The organism is Streptomyces solincola (genome assembly GCF_002982015.1).
GTDB classification, from domain to species: Bacteria; Actinomycetota; Actinomycetes; order Streptomycetales; family Streptomycetaceae; genus Streptomyces; species Streptomyces solincola.
Window position 1 is genome coordinate 1 of the sequence record NZ_PVLV01000231.1, and the last position, 16262, is coordinate 16262.

Genomic DNA, 16262 nt, shown 5'->3' on the forward strand with positions numbered 1-16262 from the left:
GCGGGGGGAAGTCCGGGGTCGTCATGTGCGCCACTGTCGCACGCGGGCAGGATGACCCCATGAATCACTCCCCTTCCCGTATCGCGGTCACCGGCGCCTCCGGGCTCATCGGGGCCGCCCTGGTCCGTTCCCTGCGCGCCGACGGGCACGAGGTGGTGCGGCTGGTCCGCCGCCCCGCCCGGTCGGGCGACGAGGTGGAGTGGGACCCCAAGCGGCGGTACGTGGACGGCGCCGGGCTGGCGGGCTGCGACGCGGTGGTCCACCTGGCGGGCGCCGGGGTCGGCGACCGCCGCTGGACCGCCGCGTACAAGAAGGAGATCCGGGACAGCCGGGTGCTCGGCACGACCGCCGTCGCGGAGGCGGTCGCCGCGCTGGACACTCCGCCGAAGGTGCTGCTGTGCGGCAGCGCGATCGGCTACTACGGGGACACCGGCGACCGCCCGGTGGACGAGTCCGCTCCGGCCGGGCGCGGTTTCCTGCCGTCGGTGTGCGTGGAGTGGGAGGCGGCCGCCGGAGCGGCGGTGGCGGCCGGCGTGCGGGTCGCCCACGCCCGTACCGGCCTGGTGGTGTCCCGTCAGGGCGGCGCGTGGGGGCGGCTGTTCCCGATCTTCAAGGCCGGGCTCGGCGGCCGGATCGGCTCCGGTGCGCAGTTCTGGAGCTTCATCGCGCTGCATGACGAGGTCGCGGCGCTGCGGCACATCCTGGACACCGAGTCGCTGACCGGGCCGGTGAACCTCACCGCGCCGGAGCCGGTGACCAACCGCGAGGTCACCGCCGCGATGGGCCGGGCGCTGCGCCGCCCCACCCCGTTCCCGGTGCCGGCGGCCGCGCTGAAGGTGGCGCTCGGCGACTTCGCGGAGGACGTGCTGAGCAGCCAGCGGGTGGTGCCGGCGCGGTTGCTGGAGTCGGGGTTCCGGTTCGCCTTCCCCACCGTCGACGAGGCCATCGCCTCGGTGCGGTAGCCCCCTCCCGCCGTCCGCCCCCGCCGCGCCCTTTTCGCGCGGGTGTGCGACCCCTCTTGCTCCGGTGCTCCGGTCCGCGCGCGGCCCCGGGCGGTGGCCCGCGCTCGTACGCTCGGTCACCGAACCCGCGTACATCCCGCGCAGATCCCGCATGCGTTCCGCGTCTGCGGTCGCCCGCGGCCGGGCACGCGCCTCCACGCACCGAACCGCCACCCCGGGGAGGGACCCGTGTTCACTACCGGACGCCACGCGGACGTCGTCATCGTCGGAGCCGGGATCGCGGGGCTGACCGCGGCCCGCAGGCTGGCCGGGGCGGGGGTGGCCGTCACCGTGCTGGAGGCCGCCGGCGTGCCGGGCGGGCGGATGGCCACCGAGGAGGTGGACGGCTTCCTGCTGGACCGGGCCGGGCTGCCGCTGAGCACCGCCCACCGGGTGCTGGACGGCGTCCCGCTGCGCCTGTTCCAGCCCGGCGTGCTGGTCCGGGCGGACGGCAGGCTGCACCGCACCGGCGTGCCGGGGGTGTCGCCGGCCGCCGCGCTGAGCCGGCCCCGGGCGCTGGCCGAGGTGCCGCGGAGCCTGGACCAGGCGAGGCTGGGCGCGGCGCTGGCCAGGCTGGCGCAGACCCCCGACGAGAGGCTGGCGGTTCGCCCGGAGCGGTCCGCGGGGCGGGCGCTGTCGGTCCGGGGCCTGCCGGCCCGCACGGTGCACCGCTTCGTCCGCCCGCTGCTCCGCGCGCTCCTGGGCGATCCGGAGCTGTCCACCTCCAGCCGCCTGGCGGACCTGGCCCTGCGGGACTACGCGCGCGGCCGGCTGTGCGTGCCCGAGGGCGGCGCGGCGGCCCTGCCCGCACGACTGGCGGGCGCCCTGCCCGCCGGCGTGCTGCACACCGACGTGCAGGTCAAGGACGCCTCGGTGAACCGGGTGGTGACGGCCGGGCACGGCGAGCTGGAGTGCCGGGCGCTGGTGGTGGCGACCGGGGCGCGGGCCGCGGCCGAGCTGCTGCCCGGGCTGCGGGTGCCGGACTTCCGGCCGCTGACGGTGCTGCACCACGCGGTGCCCGGACCGCCGCCGGCCGGGGCGTGGCCGGTGCTGGACGCGGACCGGCGGGGCCCGGCCGACTGGTCGGCGGTCATGAGCGAGGTGGACCCGGCCCGGGCGCCCGAGGGCCGGTCCCTGGTCTCCACGGTGGTGTCCGGCGCCCTGCCGGACCGCCTCGACGAGCGGGTGCGCCGGCAGTTGTCCGCGCTGTACGGGGTGGACACCGGCGACTGGGAGCTGCTGGACGTCCACCACGACCCGGAGGCCGTGCCGGCGACGCCCGCCCCGCACGACGCCGACCGCCCGGTGCGGCTGCTGGCCGGGCTCTACGTCTGCGGCGACCACCGGGGCGCGCCGGGGGCGCAGGGGGCGTACGCCTCCGGCCTGCGCGCCGCCGACGCGGTCCTGCGCGACCTGGGCGTCCCACTGCCCGCCGCCGGCCCCCTCCCCCTGCCGGCGGCGGCCTGACGACCACCCGGGCCGAGCCGGAGGCGTGCGCCCGGCCCGGCCCGGGTCTCCAATCCCCGTGGCCCCGTGTGCGGGGCTACCCCAAGGCGCCGACGCGGTCGCGGTAGGTGCGGACAGCGGCGGCGTCGCGGTAGGGCTCCAGGCGGCGTTCGAAGTCGCGGACGTATTCGGCGGCGCGGGCCGAACGCATCTCGGCGGCCTGCTGGGCGGCCTCCGCGCCCAGGGCGCAGGCGTGGTCCAGTTCGCCGAGGCCGAGCCGGGCGGTGGCCAGCACCACGCGGCTGAACAGCCGGCTGCGGGCGAACGCCGGGGCGCGCAGTTGCAGGGCGCGTTCGGCGTGCTGGGCGGCGGGCCGGTACTGGTGCAGGTCGCGGTGGCAGTGCGCGGAGTCGGCGGCGAGCTGGGCCTCGTCGAAGGCGCGGCCCCAGTGCGGGGTGTCGTCGCCGGGGCGGGCGGTGTCCAGGGCGCGTTCGGCGCGGGTGAGCGAGGCGGTGCAGGAGCGGACGTCGCCGAGGACGGCGTGCCCGCGGGCCTCGGCGGCGTGCAGCAGCGCCCCGACGGCCGGCGGCGCGGCCGGGCCGACGCCCTGCTGGGCGACCCGCGCCAACTGGACCGCCTCCCGCCCGTGGCCGAGGTAGACGGCCTGCCGGCTCATGGTGACCAGCACGTACGAGCCGTAGGCGCGGTCGCCGGCGGCCTGGGCGAGCCGCAGCGCCTGCACGAAGTAGCGCTGGGCGAGCCCGTGCGCGGCGATGTCGTACGAGGTCCAGCCGGCCAGCCGGGTCAGGTCGGCCACCGCGCCGAACAGCCGTCGGCCGGTGGTCTCCCCGTACACCCCGCGCAGCATCGGCTCGGCCTCGTGCTCCAGGTAGCGGACCAGGGCCTGGCGGGCGTGGCCGCCGCCGTAGGCGTGGTCCAGGGAGCGGAACAGCTCGCCGACCGACCGCAGCGCCCCGACGTCCCCGGCGGTGACCCGCTGGCCCGGGCCGCGGTCGGTGGAGCGCGGGCGGGGCAGCGCGTACCGGGCGGCGGCCGCGGCGGAGGGCCGGCCCGCCTCCGCGGTGGCGTAGGCGGCCGGTAAGGCGGCGGACGGGGCGGCGGTCCTGGTCTCCTGCGGGCCGCCCTGGGACGGCACCCGGACGGGGTGGCCGGGCGGCGGGGGCTCGATGCGGCCGACCCGCTCGTCGGCGCGGCCGATCAGCCAGTCGCGGCTGGGCACCACCAGTCCGGCCGGGGTGAAGGCGATCTTGCGGAGTTCGGCGTGGCTGCCGGAGTCCTTGCGCCACAGGCCGCTGACGATGTCGACGGCCTCCTCCGGGGTGGCGGCGAACTCCAGCCCCGCGTAGACCGGGGCGCAGGCGTCCAGGCCCAGGTCCTGGGCGGTGAGGCGGCGGCCGAGGCGTCGGGTGAACACCTCGGCGATGAGGGCCGGGGTGGTGCCCCTCGGCTGCTGGCCGCGCAGCCAGCGGGTGACGGAGGTCTTGTCGTAGCGCAGGTCGAGACCGTGTTCGAGTCCGAGCTGGTCGACCCGTCTCGCCAGTCCCGCGTGCGAGAAGCCGGCCTCCGCGATGAGGGCGGCGAGCCGGCGGTTGGGGGTGCGCTGCGGGGGTCGGTCCGTCATCGGCGGTGCGCTCTCCTGACTTGCCGTGCTGTGCCTTCCCGGCGGGGTCGCGGACCCCCTGGAACGGCGCGAACTTAACCGCCGCCGAAGCGCCCACCGCCACCTTCGCCCCGCATTCATCCGATCGTGTGAGGATTGAGGACGCCGCTGACGGGCCCCGGCGGCGCTCCGGTGGTCCGGGAGCCGCGTCCACCTGCCGCTCCGGCCGCCGCCAGACGGCCGTACAGTGGCACGGGGCGCGATGAGTGCACGCTGCACGTGCCGACAGGCGCTGCCGCACGTTCGTAGGGAGGCGTTGCCGTGAGTGAGCTGCGATTCGTCCAGGTGGGCTTCGGCGCACAGGCCGTCGAGTACCAGCGGGCGTGGGACCTCCAGCGCGAGGTGCACGCCGCCCGCTTCGCCGACGAGGCGCCCGACACCTGCCTGCTGCTGGAGCACCCGCCCGTCTACACCGCCGGCCGGCGCACCCTGGACAGCGAGCGCCCCCTGGACGGCACGCCGGTGGTGGACGTGGACCGCGGCGGCAAGATCACCTGGCACGGCCCCGGCCAGCTCGTCGGCTACCCGATCATGAAGCTGCCCCGCCCGGTCGACGTGGTCGCCCACGTCCGCCGCCTGGAGGAGGCGCTGATCCGCGCCGCCGCCGACTTCGGCGTGGCGACCACCCGGGTCGAGGGCCGCAGCGGTGTGTGGGTGCTGGGCGATCCGGTGGCGGACCGGCCCGCGCTCGGCGGCCTCTCCCTGGACTTCGACCCGCGCCTCGCGGACGAGGAGTTCGACCCGCGGCTCAACGGCCCCGAGTACGCCCCCTCCAACGCCGGTCAGCGCCGCGAGGACCGCAAGCTGGCCGCCATCGGCATCCGGGTCGCCAAGGGCGTCACCATGCACGGCTTCGCGCTGAACGTGAACCCGGACAACACCTGGTTCGACCGGATCGTGCCCTGCGGCATCCGCGACGCCGGCGTCACCTCGCTGGCGAACGAGCTGGGCCGGGACGTGCCGATGGCCGAGGTGCTGCCGGTGGTGGAGCGCCGTCTGCGCGAGGTGCTGGAGAGCGCCGAGCTGAAGCCGCGCGAGGTCGAGCGCCCGGCCGCGGGCGGGGTCCCGGCGGCCGACGGAGCCACGGCCGCCCCGGGGAGCCCGGTGGCCGCGCCCGCTTAGCGGTCTCCTGCGGGCCGGCGGCGGGCCCGGCCGGGGGAATGCTCCCCGCCCCGTCCCCGTTGCCCTCCCCAGGACCATATTTTTATCGGGCGTACCCTGGTGTTCGCCGAGGAATCGAAGCCGTAGGAGCCAGCCGTGTCCGCAGTCGCACCCGACGGACGCAAGATGCTGCGCCTGGAGGTCCGGAACAGCCAGACCCCCATCGAGCGCAAGCCCGAGTGGATCAAGACCCGGGCGAAGATGGGCCCTGAGTACAACCAGCTCCAGAAGCTCGTCAAGAGCGAGGGCCTGCACACGGTCTGCCAGGAGGCGGGCTGTCCCAACATCTTCGAATGCTGGGAGGACCGCGAGGCGACCTTCCTCATCGGCGGTGACCAGTGCACCCGCCGCTGCGACTTCTGCCAGATCGACACCGGCAAGCCGCAGGCCCTGGACCGCGACGAGCCGCGCCGGGTCGGCGAGTCGGTCGTCACCATGGACCTCAACTACGCCACCATCACCGGCGTCGCCCGCGACGACCTGGAGGACGGCGGGGCCTGGCTGTACGCGGAGACCGTGCGGCAGATCCACGCCATGACCGCCGAGCGCGAGGGCGGCCACACCAAGGTCGAGCTGCTGATCCCCGACTTCAACGCGGTGCCCGAGCAGCTCGCCGAGGTCTTCTCGGCCCGCCCCGAGGTGCTGGCGCACAACGTCGAGACGGTGCCGCGGATCTTCAAGCGGATCCGCCCCGGCTTCCGCTACGAGCGGTCGCTGGAGGTCATCACCCGGGCCCGCGAGGCCGGCCTGGTCACCAAGTCCAACCTGATCCTCGGCATGGGCGAGACCCGCGAGGAGGTCAGCGAGGCGCTGCGCCACCTGCACGAGGCGGGCTGCGAGCTGATCACCATCACCCAGTACCTGCGCCCCTCGGTGCGCCACCACCCGGTGGAGCGCTGGGTCAAGCCGCAGGAGTTCGTCGAGCTGAAGGACGAGGCCGACGCCATCGGCTACTCCGGTGTGATGTCGGGCCCGCTGGTCCGCTCCTCCTACCGGGCCGGCCGGCTGTTCCAGCAGGCGATGGAGGCCCGCAGCCAGGCCGCCGACGCCGCCTGAGCCACCCCTCCCGCCCCCGCGCGGCGGTGTGAATCGCCACACAGCGGACCAGAGGGCGTCAAGACCCGCGACGACGCGGCCCGCGCAGCTCCCCAGGCAGGGGCGGTGCGCGGGCCGCGTCGCCGTTTCCGCCCCGCCGCACCGGGTGAACCGTTCCGTCACCCGCGTTTGACCGCCCGGTCACGCCCTGGTAACACCGTTCAGTGACGATGGTCGCACGCTCCGCGCACAGGGTCGTCGCGGACCGGCACCGCGCCCCGCTCGCGCTTCCGCACCCGCCGGTGACCGCGCCGGCTCCGCCCGCCCGCTGGACCCGCTCCAGCCCGCGCCCCTGGGAGGCTCTCCCCATGCAGGCCCCGACCCCCGCGCCCGGCCGTTCCCGCGTCCGCCATCTCCACGAGGCCGGGAGCGCCGCGCACCCGGGCGCGCCCGGGCGGACCGTCGCCGCCGCGCCCTTCCCGTCCGTCACCGTCACCGGCGCCCTGCGGGCCGTCGAGGCGCTGCTGCTGGGCGCCGGGCAGCGCACCGCCCGGCGCAACGCCTGGACCTCCGTGCTGGAGGACCGCCGCCGGGCGGCGGACCGGGTGGCGGCCCAGGATGTTCTCGAGGCCGCCTCGGACCGGACGCCGCGCGCCACGTAAACTTCACAGCATGGCGAGGAAGGCACAAGCGGAGAGCGGCGCTGACGCGACCGCGAACCCCGGGCGACTCAAGCAGATCGCTCTGACGTACAAGATGACCCGCAAGGCCGACCCGAAGGTCGGTCTCGTCGTCGCGGGCGTGGGAGTCGTCGTCTTCGGCGTCCTCCTCGCGATCGGGTTCCTGATCGGGCACCCCGTCTATCTGGGCATCCTGGGCTTCCTGCTGGCCTTCCTGGCCATGGCGATCGTCTTCGGGCGCCGCGCCGAGCGGGCCGCCTTCGGGCAGATGGAGGGCCAGCCCGGCGCGGCGGCCGCGGTGCTCCAGAACATCGGCCGCGGCTGGACCACCACCCCGGCGGTGGCGATGAACCGCAACCAGGACGTGGTCCACCGGGCCGTCGGCAAGGCCGGCATCGTGCTGGTCGCCGAGGGCAACCCGAACCGGCTGCGCACCCTGCTGTCCGCCGAGAAGAAGCGGATGGCCCGCATCGTGGTGGACGTGCCCGTGCACGACTTCATCGTCGGCGACGGCGAGGGCCAGGTGCCGCTGAAGAAGGTGCGCACCACCCTGCTGAAGCTGCCCCGGGTGCTCGCCGGCCCCCAGGTGACCGCCACCAACGACCGGCTGCGCGCCATGGGCGACCTGATGAGCAACATGCCGCTGCCGAAGGGCCCCATGCCCAAGGGCATGCGCATGCCGCGCGGCGGCCGGACGCGCTGACCGCGTCCGCACCGGCGGCGGTACGGCGGAGGGCGCCCGATCCCGGATCGGGCGCCCTCCGCCGTACGTCGTCCGCTCAGCCGTCCGCCGTCATCCCCGCACCTGGATCGCGCGGCCGGCCCGGTCGTGCAGTCCGCGCCCGTCCCGGTCCCAGACCAGCGCGGGCAGGGCCAGGCAGAGCAGGGCGCTGCGCAGCACCGCGCGGCCGGCGCCCAGCCGCGTGCCGTCCACGGAGATCACCCGCAGGCCGAGCAGCCGCTTGCCGGGGGTGCAGCCGACGGTGCCGACGGTGAGCACGTTCAGCACGAACAGCACCACCACGGCCCAGTTGCCGGCCGCGGTGGAGCCGTCACCGCGGGCGATGAGGCCGTAGGCGATCAGCAGGCACAGGGCCCAGTCGACGAAGAGGGCGCCGAACCGGCGGCCCAGCGGCGCGAGGGAGCCGGGGCCGTGCTCGGGGAGGCCGAGCCGCTCACCCCGGTAGCCGAAGTCGGCGCCCATCTCCTCGGCGGCCGCACGCGGCCCGGAGAGCCACGATCCGATTGCTTGCCTGTTGTCCACCCGACCACGGTACTGCGCCCGCTTTCGATCACTTCCGCCCGGGTCGGCGCGGGACCGGGCGGGGCGGGGCAGGGGGCGCCGGCGGGCACGGCGGGGCCCGCTCCGGTTAACTTGAGCGAAACAAATGGGTCATGCTTGAGAAATGCCGCGTCCCTAAGGTCGGGATGAGCGTGTGCCACCGCACTGGCCGCACGACCGAGCTGCAACCCCGCCCTCCCCTGGGCGGGAGTAGGAGGAGTTGGATGTTCCAGAACGCCGACGACGTCAAGAAGTACATCGCGGACAACGACGTCAAGATGATCGACGTCCGCTTCTGCGACCTTCCCGGCGTGATGCAGCACTTCACGATTCCGGCCACGGCGTTCGACCCGGCCGAGGAGCTGGCCTTCGACGGCTCGTCGATCCGCGGCTTCCAGGCGATCCACGAGTCCGACATGGCCCTGCGCGCCGACCTCTCGACGGCCCGCGTGGACCCGTTCCGCCGTGACAAGACGCTGAACATCAACTTCTTCATCCACGACCCGATCACGGGCGAGCAGTACAGCCGCGACCCGCGCAACATCGCCAAGAAGGCGGAGGCGTACCTGGCCTCCACCGGCATCGCGGACACCGCGTTCTTCGGTCCCGAGGCGGAGTTCTACGTCTTCGACTCGGTGCGCTTCAGCACCGCCGCGAACGAGGGCTTCTACCACATCGACTCCGAGGCCGGCGCCTGGAACACCGGCAAGGTCGAGGACAACCGCGGCTACAAGGTCCGCTACAAGGGCGGCTACTTCCCGGCCCCGCCGGTCGACCACTTCGCCGACCTGCGGTCGGAGATCTCCCTGGAGCTGGAGCGGGTCGGCCTGCAGGTCGAGCGCCAGCACCACGAGGTCGGCACCGCCGGCCAGGCCGAGATCAACTACAAGTTCAACACGCTGCTGGCCGCGGCCGACGACCTGATGCTCTTCAAGTACATCGTGAAGAACGTCGCCTGGCGCAACGGCAAGACCGCGACCTTCATGCCCAAGCCGATCTTCGGCGACAACGGCTCCGGCATGCACGTCCACCAGTCCCTGTGGACCGGCGGCGAGCCGCTCTTCTACGACGAGCAGGGCTACGCGGGCCTCTCGGACACCGCCCGCTACTACATCGGCGGCATCCTCAAGCACGCCCCGTCGTTGCTGGCCTTCACCAACCCGACGGTGAACTCCTACCACCGCCTGGTGCCGGGCTTCGAGGCCCCGGTCAACCTGGTGTACTCGCAGCGCAACCGCTCCGCCGCGATGCGCATCCCGATCACCGGCTCCAACCCGAAGGCCAAGCGCGTCGAGTTCCGCGCCCCGGACCCGTCCTCCAACCCGTACCTGGCCTTCTCGGCCCTCCTCCTCGCGGGCCTGGACGGCATCAAGAACAAGATCGAGCCGGCCGAGCCGATCGACAAGGACCTCTACGAGCTGGCCCCCGAGGAGCACGCGGGCGTCCCCCAGGTCCCGACCTCCCTGCCCGCCGTCCTCGACGCGCTGGAGCAGGACAACGAGTACCTCCAGGCCGGTGGCGTCTTCACCTCCGACCTGATCGAGACCTGGATCGACTACAAGCGCACCCACGAGATCGCCCCGATCCAGCTCCGCCCGCACCCGCACGAGTTCGAGCTGTACTTCGACCTCTAGGCCGCCCGCGGGCCCGCCGCCCGCCCGCACCGACGAAGCCCCCCGCTCCACCGGAGCGGGGGGCTTCGCCCTTGGCCGGCCGCGCACAGGCCGGTTGGCCGACAAGACCTCGCCGTGACATCCTCGCCGAAGATCTTTCCTGATCGAGGATCGATGACGGGGGCGCATCATGGGTTACACGATTCCCGAAGGCGTCGACACCATGCTGGACGTCGTGGGCGTGGGCTGGCCGAACGTCGACGAGGACGCGTACCGCGACATGGCGACCGCGCTGCGGGAGTTCGATGAGCTCGACGCGTGGCTGCGAGCGAACGGCTGGCATCCCGGGCGAGAGGACGAGAGCGGAAACAGGGACAAGGCGGACCGGCTGATCACCGCCCGCGTCCGCCGCTCCGCGGACCAGGGCGCCGCCCTGGAGCCGTGGGAGGAGGCGCATCGTTTCGTCGCGTCCTACGTCGGACTGGAGTTCCCCATGCCGTTGGCCCCGGAGCGGCGGTTCCGGGCCGATCCGACGTTCGGCTACGACGGGGACGCGGAGGAGATCGCCGAACTGGCGCGCGGCCTGGGACGCCGGCTCTTCCCGGTGGGCTGGGAGACGTCCGAGAACGGCATCGTCCTGCTGGACGACACGGGGCGCTTCTTCTACCTGCACCACACCTGGCCCTACTTTCTCGGAAGTGACGAGGTCCAGGCCCTGTCCAGCCTGATGACCGGTGATCAGGAAGACGCGGAGGACTACTTCGTCTGACGCGGTCCCGGGTGTGGTCGCCTTCCTCCTCGTGCGGGGGACGGTGGTCAGCCATACCCACCTGACCGGGGACGAGAGCCCCCGGCTGCATCCGGCGGTGCGGGCCTTCCTCGAGGCGTTGCCCGCCGACCGCCGCGAGCTCGCCGTGTCCGAGCGGGCCGTGCTGGAGGGGTGTGCCGTCACCTTGGGGGTCACCGCCCCGGAGGGCACCCCCGCTCCGTACTCCTCGGTCGGCTGCACCGTCCGGGTCGGGCATGCGGCGGCGGCTCCGGCGGCGGCGGAGCTTTCCCTGCGGGTCGGCGCCGGGGCAGTGCTCGGGCGGCCGTGGGAGGCGGTCCGGCAGTGCGTACGGGAGCTGACCGGTTACGCGAGTGGCGCCGCCGAGCAGCCGGAGCCGCGGGTCGCCCGGTCCGCCACCTGACGGGTCCGCCCCCGCGCGCCGGTGGGGCGCGGACGGGGGCGGCGGGCCGGCCTCCGGGTCAGCCGGTGTAGATGAGGGTGCGGACGAGGCGGCAGGTGGTGGGGGACGGGGGGTGGACGCCGATGCGGGCGGCGACGGCGTGGATGGTGGCGTCGTCGGCGGCGGCGGGGTGGTAGACGCCCGAGTCGAGCAGGGCGATGGCCAGGCGCATGGCCTTGAGGCGGCGGTTGTGGGTGATGTACCACTCGCGCGGCAGGCCGGCGGGCAGGGGTTTCCTGGCGGGCGGCTCGACGCGGGCTGCGGGCAGGGTCGTGAGGGTGGCTACGGCCATCGGCGACCTCCTGGTACGCGGTGCGGGGCCCTCCCCCGGGCCCTGCGATGTGTCTCCATTCTACCGCCGGGCACTGACAATTCGCCCTGGGGGGACGGGGTTTGGGGCGGGTGGGACAGGTGCGGTCAGGGGGTTCCGGCGGCGGCGAGGAGTTCGGTGAGACGGAGGCCGAAGCGGGCGTCGCAGGGGTGGGGGCGGTCGTGGCGGACGGCGGCGAGGAGGGCGTCCAGGGCGGCGTGCAGGGCGGGGCCGGCGCCCTGCCAGGACGGCAGGGCGGCGCGGCCGTGCTCGCCGAACAGCTCGAGGCCGGCGTGCGCGGCGGCGGGCGGGGCGGACAGGCTCAGGGTGGCCGTGGCGGACGCGCCGGAGGCGTGCCGCAGGACCAGGTGGTGCGCGCCGTCCGGGGTGGTGACGGCGGCGGAGAGGTCGGTGACCTCGCCGAGGACGGGGAGGAGTACGGAGAGGGCGTGCGGGCCGACGTCCCACAGGGCGCCGCCCTTGGCCCGGCGCCACGGGGAGGCGGCGTACTCGCTGGTGGAGCCGGCGGCGAAGAGCGAGCCGAGCCAGTGCGCCTGGGCCAGGTACCAGCCGCCGCGCGCGGACTGCTCCTCGATCCAGGCGGCGGTCTCCGGGGCGAAGCGCAGGGTGCAGAAGACGACGGAGGCCACCCCGGCCCGCTCGGCGGCCTCGGCGACCTCGCGGGCGGCGGCCACGGTGGTGGCGACCGGCTTGTCGAGGAGCAGGTGGCGGCCGGCCGCGGCGGCGCGGGCGGCGAGCGGGGCCTGCACGTCCGGCGGCAGGGCGAAGGCCACCGCGTCGCAGTCGGCGATCAGCGCGTCCGGGTCGGCGTAGGCGCGGGTGCCGTGGGCGGCCGCGAGGGCGGCGGCGGCCTCGGGGCGCCGCCCCCAGACGCCGGTGAAGCGGACACCGGGGTGCGCGGCGAGCGCGGGGGCGTGGGTGTGGCCGGCCCAGGGGCCGGTGCCGAGCAGGCCGATCCGGAGCGGGGAGGGAGGAGCGGAGGGGGAGGGAGTGGCGTGAGGCATGGACGCCAGTCTGCATCGCGTACCACCGTTCGTACGACAATCGTCTACGGGTGGCGGGCTTCGGCGCTTCCCGGGTGGCCCCGGGGCGGGGCGGCGGCGAGGATGCGGCAGGCGGCCGGCAGCCGGCCCCGGGGACCGGTAACACGTGGTTCACCGACGGGCAACGGACGGGAAACGCGCCGTTGACAGGCTGCGCGCACACCGCTGCACCACCGCTGCACCCGCGAAGTGAGGTTGTCGACGTGAGCATCAAGGCCGAGTACATCTGGATCGACGGCACCGAGCCGACCGCGAAGCTGCGCTCCAAGACGAGGATCCTGGCCGGTGCGGTGGACGGCGTGGCGGCGCTGCCGCTCTGGGGCTTCGACGGCTCCAGCACCAACCAGGCCGAGGGCCACGCCTCGGACCGGGTGCTGCGACCGGTGTTCTCCTGCCCGGACCCGGTCCGCGGCGGCGAGCACCTGCTGGTGCTGTGCGAGGTGCTCAACACGGACATGACGCCGCACTCCTCCAACACGCGGGCGGCGCTGGCCGAGGTGGCGGGCCGCTTCGCCGCCCAGGAGCCGGTCTTCGGCATCGAGCAGGAGTACACCTTCTTCGACGGCGAGCGGCCCCTCGGCTTCCCGGCCGGCGGCTTCCCGGCCCCGCAGGGCGGCTACTACTGCGGCGTCGGCGCCGACGAGATCTTCGGCCGGGACGTGGTGGAGGCCCACCTGGAGAACTGCCTCGCCGCCGGCCTCGGGATCTCCGGCATCAACGCCGAGGTCATGCCGGGCCAGTGGGAGTTCCAGGTCGGCCCGCTCTCCCCGCTGGAGGTCTCCGACCAGCTCTGGGTGGCCCGCTGGCTGCTGTACCGCACCGCGGAGGACTTCAAGGTCTCCGCGACGCTCGACCCGAAGCCGGTCAAGGGCGACTGGAACGGCGCGGGCGCGCACACCAACTTCTCCACCCGGGCGATGCGCGAGGGCTACGAGGCGATCATCACCGCCTGCGAGGCGCTGGGCGAGGGCTCCAAGCCGCTGGACCACGTCAAGAACTACGGTGCCGGCATCGACGACCGGCTGACCGGGCTGCACGAGACCGCCCCGTGGAACGAGTACAGCTACGGCGTCTCCGACCGCGGCGCCTCGGTGCGCATCCCCTGGCAGGTCGAGCAGGACGGCAAGGGCTACATCGAGGACCGCCGCCCCAACGCCAACGTCGACCCGTACGTGGTCACCAGGCTGCTGGTGGACACCTGCTGCACGGCGCTGGAGAAGGCCGGGCAGGTCTGAGCGGCATGCGGGACCGCGGAGGCGTCCGCCGCACGGTGCGCGGCGGACGCCTCCGCGGCGTGCCCGGGGGCCTTCGGCCCACCGGCGAGGACAAGCCGGTTTCGCGAACGGCCGGTCACCGGGCGGCTCTCGTCTGGTTCAATGGGGCCATGGCCAGCTTGAAGCACACCGCGACGGGTCGCAGCGACCTGATGCCGTTCTGGCCTACCCGTCAGCATGACGACTTCGACCGGGTCTGTTGCCGCGCGACGCACGCGCCGGCTAGCTGAGAGCGCCCTCCCGGTCCGCCCCTCCACCGCAGGGCTCCTCACCGCCGCGCACGACGACGTACGACGTCCACTCGTCCCTTCGCGCCGCGAGAAGAGCTGATCCCCGATGTCCCAGACGCTTTCCCCTCCCCAGACCCGCCCTCAGGCCCGTCCGCAGACGCGTCCTCAGGGCCCCGCGCAGACGCGTTCGCTGCCGGTCGGGTCGGCTGCCGCCGCGACCGCCGCCGCCGTCCCACAGACGCCGTCCGCGCTCCCGTTCCCGGGCCGGCGGCTGCGCGCCGTCGGCCGGGACGAGGCGGTGGACGTCACCGAGCTGCTGGCGCCCGGCACCACCTGGCTGCCGGCGCCCGCGGGAGCGGTGCCCTCGCTGCCCGGCCAGCCGCCGATGGTCGGCTACCTGGTCCTGGTCCCGGCCGCGGGGCAGGAGGCGGCCGGTCCGGCGGACGGCGACCCCGCCGACGGCCCGGTGGCCATCGACGCCGAGCGCCGCACCGCGCTCGTCGACGGGCGGGTGCTGGACCTGACGTACCTGGAGTTCGAGCTGCTGGCCCATCTGGTGGCCCACCCGCACCGGGTGCACACCCGGGACCAGCTCGTCACCACCGTGTGGGGGTACGGGCACGTGGGCGACGGGCGCACGGTGGACGTCCATGTCGCCCGGCTGCGGCGGAAGCTGGGCGCCGAGCACCGCCACACCATCCAGACGGTGCGGCGGGTCGGCTACAAGTACACCCCGTAGGGGGAAAGGGGCTGCTCCTCGGGGCGTGTCTGGGGGGCGTGTCTGCGGGGCGTCCGCCCGGGGCGTCTGCCCGGGGCGGCGCCCCTCCCCCTGCCGGCCTCAGCCGGCGGCGGGGCGCCCGCGGCGGCGGGCGAGCGCCCCGACCGCGATGTCCACCAGCAGGAACGCCAGCAGGCTGAGGCCCAGCATCGGCACGAACCAGCCGGTCAGCGCGGCGACGGCGGTCAGCGGGAGCAGCAGGGGCGCGGGCAGCCGCCGCCAGGCGCCGCGCCGGACCGGGCGGCCGGGCCCCGAGGCGCGGCCCTTGACCGGTCCGCGCTGCCACCACATCCGGTAGCCCCACAGGATCAGCAGGATCAGCCCGGTCATCAGCGCGGCCAGCGCGAGCTGGTTGGGCAGCCCGAACAGCACGCCCATGTGCGCGTCGATGCCCAGCCTGGTCAGCTTGGCGAGCAACGGGTAGTCGCCGAACCGGAGTTCGTCGGTGATCCGGCCGTCCGCCGGGTCGACGGCCACCGAGTCCAGATGGACCGGGAAGGCGGTGTCGGTCTGCTTGACGACGTACGCCTGGCCCTCGGCGGGGAGGGTGACCGCGATCGGGCCGCCGGTCACCCCGGCGGCCTCGGCCGCCGCTACCGCCCGGTCGATGCCGATGTCCGGGCCGGTGGCCGCGGCCGCTCCGTGTCCGTCGCCGTGGCCTTCGTGCCCGCCGCCGGCCGGGGCCGCGCCGTCCAGGGCGGCGGAGACGGCCGGCGTCGCCCCGCCGAGCTGGGAGCGGACCGCGTCGATGTTCTCGCCCGCGTAGCGGGACCAGGTCAGGCCGGTGGCGGAGAGGACGACGAGCCCGGCCACCGTCCACAGGCCGACCGTGCCGTGCCAGGACAGGGTGCGGCGGCGGCCGGTGAGCCCGCGCTCGGGGACGGCGAGGGAGCGGCGCGCGGTGCGGCGGCGGCCGATCCACAGGGCGAGGCCGCCGAGGGCCACCACCCACATCCAGCTCGCCGCCATCTCGCTGTAGTTGCGGCCGGGTTCACCGAGGTGCAGGTCGACGTGGAGGCGGGCGAGCCAGGTGCGCAGGGGCAGGGCGCCGCTGCTGCCGTAGCTCGGCAGGTCGCCGCGCACCTCGCCGGTGTACGGGTCGACGAAGACGGCGAGCGAGACGCCCTCGGCGAGCGTGGGATCGGCCATCAGCACCCGGGTGGTGGCGCCCGGCTCGGGCGAAGGCCAGACGGCGGTCACCGGGATGTCGGGGTGGGCGGCGCGGGCGGCCTCGACCTGCTCGCCGAGCGGCACGGTCCGCTCGCCTGCCGGCACGGTCAGCTCGTGCCGGTAGACGACCTTCTCCGCCTGGTAGGAGAGGGCGTAGAGCAGTCCGCTGGCGGCGGCGACCAGCAGCAGCGGGGCTATCAGGACGCCGGCGTAGAAGTGCAGCCGCAGCAGGAGCGGGCGCAGGGCCGCCCAGGTGCCGGCGGGCCGGTCGGTCTGCGGCTCGGCGGCCGGCGGCGGGGGCGCGGGGG

The 16262-nt window shown here is 74.8% G+C and carries 16 protein-coding genes; 11 read left to right on the forward strand and 5 right to left on the reverse strand.

The genetic code is table 11. The features are described from left to right. Positions 1-59 precede the first annotated feature (59 nt). Both C6N75_RS16260 and C6N75_RS16265 read left to right on the forward strand, forming a co-directional pair. Positions 60-962 (forward strand): TIGR01777 family oxidoreductase, encoded by a 903-nt coding sequence (locus C6N75_RS16260; RefSeq protein ID WP_105869627.1) that lies wholly within the window; start codon positions 60-62, stop codon positions 960-962. Positions 963-1190: 228 nt separating this feature from the next. Next, the gene (locus C6N75_RS16265) at positions 1191-2468 is read left to right on the forward strand and encodes an NAD(P)/FAD-dependent oxidoreductase (protein WP_105869628.1); all 1278 of its coding nucleotides are present in this window, start codon (positions 1191-1193) and stop codon (positions 2466-2468) included. A gap of 76 nt (positions 2469-2544) precedes the next feature. Here the strand turns inward: C6N75_RS16265 and C6N75_RS16270 are convergent, their stop codons facing one another. Beyond that, on the reverse strand, positions 2545-4089 hold the full coding sequence (locus C6N75_RS16270; protein ID WP_105869629.1) for a regulator: 1545 nt from the start codon (positions 4087-4089) through the stop codon (positions 2545-2547). A gap of 300 nt (positions 4090-4389) precedes the next feature. Between C6N75_RS16270 and lipB the strand changes: the two genes are divergently transcribed. The 4 genes from lipB to C6N75_RS16290 all read left to right on the forward strand — a co-directional run bounded on the left by lipB (position 4390) and on the right by C6N75_RS16290 (position 7707). Next, positions 4390-5250 (forward strand): lipoyl(octanoyl) transferase LipB, encoded by an 861-nt coding sequence (lipB, locus tag C6N75_RS16275; RefSeq protein WP_105869630.1) that lies wholly within the window; start codon positions 4390-4392, stop codon positions 5248-5250. A gap of 135 nt (positions 5251-5385) precedes the next feature. Then, positions 5386-6345: a lipoyl synthase gene (lipA, locus tag C6N75_RS16280; protein WP_105869631.1), complete on the forward strand. Its 960-nt coding sequence runs from the start codon at positions 5386-5388 to the stop codon at positions 6343-6345. Between the two features lie 347 nt (positions 6346-6692). Continuing rightward, entirely contained in the window at positions 6693-6986 is a 294-nt protein-coding gene (locus C6N75_RS16285) for an SCO2195 family GlnR-regulated protein (protein ID WP_181160496.1), read from the forward strand. Between the two features lie 10 nt (positions 6987-6996). Further along, positions 6997-7707: a DUF4191 domain-containing protein gene (locus C6N75_RS16290; protein ID WP_105869633.1), complete on the forward strand. Its 711-nt coding sequence runs from the start codon at positions 6997-6999 to the stop codon at positions 7705-7707. 90 nt (positions 7708-7797) lie between these two features. Here the strand turns inward: C6N75_RS16290 and C6N75_RS16295 are convergent, their stop codons facing one another. Next, the gene (locus C6N75_RS16295) at positions 7798-8268 is read right to left on the reverse strand and encodes an RDD family protein (protein ID WP_105869634.1); all 471 of its coding nucleotides are present in this window, start codon (positions 8266-8268) and stop codon (positions 7798-7800) included. Between the two features lie 242 nt (positions 8269-8510). On the opposite strand from C6N75_RS16295, the gene glnA reads away from it, so the two are divergent. The 3 genes from glnA (at position 8511) to C6N75_RS16310 (ending at position 11089) form a co-directional block, all read left to right on the forward strand. Further along, on the forward strand, positions 8511-9920 hold the full coding sequence (gene glnA, locus C6N75_RS16300) for a type I glutamate--ammonia ligase (RefSeq protein ID WP_105869635.1): 1410 nt from the start codon (positions 8511-8513) through the stop codon (positions 9918-9920). A gap of 271 nt (positions 9921-10191) precedes the next feature. Next, positions 10192-10668 carry an SUKH-3 domain-containing protein gene (locus C6N75_RS16305; protein WP_407703234.1) on the forward strand — a complete coding sequence of 159 codons (477 nt, stop codon included), beginning with the start codon at positions 10192-10194 and terminating at the stop codon, positions 10666-10668. Positions 10669-10681: 13 nt separating this feature from the next. Continuing rightward, positions 10682-11089 carry a hypothetical protein gene (locus C6N75_RS16310; protein ID WP_181160495.1) on the forward strand — a complete coding sequence of 136 codons (408 nt, stop codon included), beginning with the start codon at positions 10682-10684 and terminating at the stop codon, positions 11087-11089. A 58-nt stretch (positions 11090-11147) separates the two neighbouring features. On the opposite strand, the gene C6N75_RS16315 is transcribed toward C6N75_RS16310, so the two are convergent. Together C6N75_RS16315 and C6N75_RS16320 are read right to left on the reverse strand one after the other, a co-directional pair. After that, positions 11148-11420, reverse strand: coding sequence for a hypothetical protein (locus C6N75_RS16315; RefSeq protein ID WP_105869638.1), 273 nt, complete (start codon positions 11418-11420; stop codon positions 11148-11150). 125 nt (positions 11421-11545) lie between these two features. Further along, positions 11546-12463, reverse strand: a complete 918-nt coding sequence (locus C6N75_RS16320) for a Gfo/Idh/MocA family protein (RefSeq protein WP_105869639.1) — start codon at positions 12461-12463, stop codon at positions 11546-11548. A gap of 242 nt (positions 12464-12705) precedes the next feature. On the opposite strand from C6N75_RS16320, the gene glnII reads away from it, so the two are divergent. Together glnII and C6N75_RS16335 are read left to right on the forward strand one after the other, a co-directional pair. Next, positions 12706-13737, forward strand: a complete 1032-nt coding sequence (gene glnII / locus C6N75_RS16325) for a glutamine synthetase (RefSeq protein ID WP_105869640.1) — start codon at positions 12706-12708, stop codon at positions 13735-13737. A gap of 375 nt (positions 13738-14112) precedes the next feature. Next, positions 14113-14745, forward strand: coding sequence for a winged helix-turn-helix domain-containing protein (locus C6N75_RS16335; RefSeq protein WP_105869641.1), 633 nt, complete (start codon positions 14113-14115; stop codon positions 14743-14745). A gap of 99 nt (positions 14746-14844) precedes the next feature. Here the strand turns inward: C6N75_RS16335 and C6N75_RS16340 are convergent. Further along, a partial coding sequence (locus tag C6N75_RS16340; RefSeq protein WP_407703233.1) for a PepSY-associated TM helix domain-containing protein occupies positions 14845-16262 on the reverse strand: 1418 nt, incomplete at its 5' end.